Genomic DNA, 3,562 nt, shown 5'->3' on the forward strand with positions numbered 1-3,562 from the left:
CCGCCGCACCCCGGCACCGGATTCGCCCGTACGACGACCCGGCAGGCCGTCCAGGCCGTCGCGGGCGGCGCCTTCGCGCTCGCCGCGGGCCAGGTGCTCTCCGAGCAGCGGTGGTACTGGGCCGTCGGCGCCACCTGGTGGGTCTTCGTGAACACCGCGTCCAGCGGCGAGACCCTGGTCCGCAGCTTCCGCCGGGTCCTCGGCACCGTCCTCGGCATCGTGCTCGGTCTCCTCGTCGCCGTGCCGCTGAACGGCGCGCCCGTGCCCTCCGCGGTCATCGTCGCCGCCAGCGTCTTCGGGATCTTCTACACCGCCGCGGTCTCCTACACCTGGATGATGCTCGCGGTGACCGTCATGGCCGGTGTCCTCTACGGCCTCCTCGGGGTGCTCGACCCTGCCCTGCTCGCCCTGCGGGTGGCCGAGACCGGGGCGGGGGCCCTCGGCGCCGTGCTCGCGGTCCTGTTCATCCTGCCCGTGACGACCCACGCCACCACCCATGGCTGGATCGAGCGCGCCCTGCGCTGCGTGCACGCCTGCACCGCGGAGGCGGCGGCCCGGCTCGCCGGTTCGGGCACGGCCGACCCCGCGCCCCGCGTCGCCGAGCTCGAACAGCTCCTGGGCAAGGTGCGCCTCTCGCTGGCCCCGCTCGTCCACCCGTTCAGCCCGCTGCGGGCCCGCAAGGAACGCGCCCGGCGGGTGCTCGCCCTGCTCGACGCCTGCGCCGAGGAGGTGCGGGGCCTCGCCTCCATCGCGGCGGACCCCGAGGCGTCCCACGACGACCGCCTCGCCGCCGCCTGCTGGCGGGTGGAGGCCGCGGTGGAGGCGCTGACCGGCCCCGTCGGGGGAGCGCGCGGGGCGGCCGGGCCCGCCGAGGTGCCGCACGGCGCGGTCGTCGAGCCCGCGCTCGCGCATCTGCACGGCCTGGAGAGGGCCCTCGCGGAGCTGGCCGACCCGCTGCACAGCTCGCCGCGGGCGGGTACGCGGCTCATCGGGGCCTGAGCGGACTTCGGCCGCTTCGGCGGCGCTCCCGGCTTCGGACGAGCCTTCGGGGGCAGCAGGGAGTCATGAAGATTCTCATCGTCGTCGTACTCATCGCTCTCGCCGTCGCCTGGTACCTGCACTCGCAGAAACGGCGCTGAAGCCGGGAACACCGGAACCGAAGCCGAGAACACCGGAAACGGAGAAAGCCCCGGCTGGACGGGGGAGACCTGCCGGGGCGGCRGAGGGGCGGCACGCGAGGGCCGGGACACCGTCCCGTTCGCGGCCACATATGGATGAACGGTAAACCACCCCCGGATGTTCCGCCGCCCGCACGCGCGGGGGAGTGAGCTGCGACACACGCGATGACCTTCACGGGCTCGGCCGACCCCGCCTGGTCTAGACCCACTGCTAGCGTCGGCCGCAACGAGCGGCGCCCGGTACGCGGCGCCCCGGTCGAGAGGGGACAGCAGTGGTCGTGGGCAGGCAGGCCGGACGGGCCTACATCGGATCGTTCACCGCCGCCGGAGGCCTCGGGGTGATCGCCGCGGCCGTCGACGCGGACACCGGCGCACTGACCGTGCTCAGCACCACCGACGCGGTCGCCGACCCGTCCTACCTCGCGCTCTCGCCCACCGGGAACACCCTCTACGCGGTCAGCGAGACGTCCGACGGCGCCGTCGCCGCGTACCGCCTCGACGGGGACAAGCCGGAGCTCACCGGCAAGCCCGTACCGGTCGGCTCGGCCCCCACCCACCTCGACCTGTACGACGGCCACGTGCTCACCGCCAACTACCGGTCAGGCAGCGTCACCGCCGTGCCGCTGCGCGAGGACGGCGGCCTCGCGCCCACCCCGTCCAGCGAACTGCGGCACACCGGCTCGGGCCCGCACCCGCAGCGTCAGCAGGCCCCGCACGCCCACCAGGTGCTCGCCGACCCCAGCGGCCGCTGGGCGGTCAGCGTCGACCTCGGCACGGACTCCGTGCGCGTCTGCGCGTTCGGCGACGACGGTCTCACCCTCCACCGCGAGATCGCCGTGCGGCCCGGCTCGGGGCCCCGGCACCTCGCCTTCCACCCGGACGGCGACCGCGCCTACCTGCTCAACGAACTGACGCCCACCCTCACCACCTGCTCCTGGGACGCGGAAACGGGCGCGCTCAAGCCGCTCAGCGAGGTCGCGGTCCTCGCCGAAGCCCCCGAGGGCGACGTCTACCCCTCCGAGGTCGTCGTCGACCCCGGCGGACGGTTCGTGTGGACCGCCACGCGCGGCACGGACGTGATCTCCGTCCTCGCCATCGGCGGGCCCGAGGAGGCGCCCCGGCTCGCCGCGACGGTGCCGTGCGGCGGGCACTGGCCGCGCGACCTCGCCCTCCACCCCTCCGGGCGCCACCTCTACGCGGCCAACGAGCGCTCCGGGGACGTCACCTGGTTCACGATCGACCCGGGCACCGGCATCCCCCGCAAGGCGGGCGCGATCGACGCCCCCGCCGCCTCCTGCGTCATCTTCGGCTGAGCCCCGCCGCGCCCGCGGACGGCACCCGGACACGCCGCTGGGCCCGCCCCCACATCGGGGCGGGCCCAGCGGCATGCGTGCGGCTAGTGGACCGGCGCGCCCGAAGGCTGCTGCGGCGTGATGCCGAGGGCCGTCGTGTACTTCGAAAGAGCCAGCTTGCCGATGGCCGGGTAGGGGCCGAGCGGCTCGGCGACCGAGCAGCCCGCCTCCTTGGCGGCCGCGTCGAGCAGCCCCTCGTCGAGCTCGGGGCCGATCAGGTACGGGGCCAGGGCGAGCTGGGACGAGCCCGAGCCGCGGAGCTGCTCCGCGATCGCCGCGATGGCGCCTTCCTGGTCGAGCGCGGCGGCCATCACCGGCACGGCGAGGCGCGCGGCGAGCAGCATGCCGGTGATCCCGGCGGCCTGCACGGCCTCCTCGCCGCCGACCGTGGCGAGGACGATGCCGTCCGCCGCGGTCGCCACGGTGAAGAGCCGGGCGCGGTCGGCACGGGCGAGGCCCGCCTCCGACAGACGCACGTGCAGGGCCTCGGCCAGCAGCGGGTGCGGGCCGAGCACATCGGTCAGCTCGGCGGGGGCGCGGCTGTCCACCACGGCCTGCCGGACACGTCGCACCAGGGCGCTGTCCGGGCCCGCGAGCAGCGGTACGACGACCGCGACGGGGCCCTCCGGCTCGGTGACCTCGGCGCCGGCCTCCCGCGCGCGCTCGAAGCGGGCGGTGCGCTCGGCCATCGCGTGCGCGAGCACGGACTGGAGTGAGGGGAACTCGGGGAAGGACGTGACGGTGGCGTCCTCCGTACCGTCGACGTAGCCGATCCTGGCGTCGAGGCCGGGCAGCTCGGAGCGGGCGATGCTCACGACCTCTTCGGCGAGGCTGCGCGTGGTGGTGCTGGGGGCGCCCGGCACGGCGAGAACCAGTGCGGGCGCGCCCTCAGGAGCCGCGACGGGCTCCGGACGGCGGTGCCGGCCCGGCTGACGGGGGCGCGGCATTCGTACGGGCAGGCCGGATGCGGGCCCAGTGGGGGAGCTCATGCGCCCGCATGCTACTGGCTTGCGGCCTTCCGCTGTTCGGGGA

The 3,562-nt window shown here is 75.4% G+C and carries 3 protein-coding genes; 2 read left to right on the top strand and 1 reads right to left on the bottom strand.

Translation table 11 applies throughout. The features are described from left to right. Both AB8Z36_RS35200 and AB8Z36_RS35205 read left to right on the top strand, forming a co-directional pair. A partial coding sequence (locus AB8Z36_RS35200) for an FUSC family protein (protein WP_369217456.1) occupies positions 1 to 999 on the top strand: 999 nt, incomplete at its 5' end. Positions 1,000 to 1,450: 451 nt separating this feature from the next. Continuing rightward, on the top strand, positions 1,451 to 2,491 hold the full coding sequence (locus AB8Z36_RS35205) for a lactonase family protein (RefSeq protein ID WP_369217457.1): 1,041 nt from the start codon (positions 1,451 to 1,453) through the stop codon (positions 2,489 to 2,491). 83 nt (positions 2,492 to 2,574) lie between these two features. On the opposite strand, the gene AB8Z36_RS35210 is transcribed toward AB8Z36_RS35205, so the two are convergent. Next, positions 2,575 to 3,519: a sirohydrochlorin chelatase gene (locus AB8Z36_RS35210; protein WP_369217458.1), complete on the bottom strand. Its 945-nt coding sequence runs from the start codon at positions 3,517 to 3,519 to the stop codon at positions 2,575 to 2,577. Between the last annotated feature and the right edge of the window lie 43 nt (positions 3,520 to 3,562).

Origin of the sequence: Streptomyces flavofungini (assembly GCF_041028215.1) — a bacterium.
In the GTDB taxonomy this organism is placed as follows: Bacteria; Actinomycetota; Actinomycetes; order Streptomycetales; family Streptomycetaceae; genus Streptomyces; species Streptomyces flavofungini_B.

Coding starts and splice junctions, on each gene's coding strand:
- AB8Z36_RS35210 (WP_369217458.1), bottom strand. CDS start 3,519: ATGAGCTCCCCCACTGGGCCCGCATCCGGCCTGCCCGTACGAATGCCG.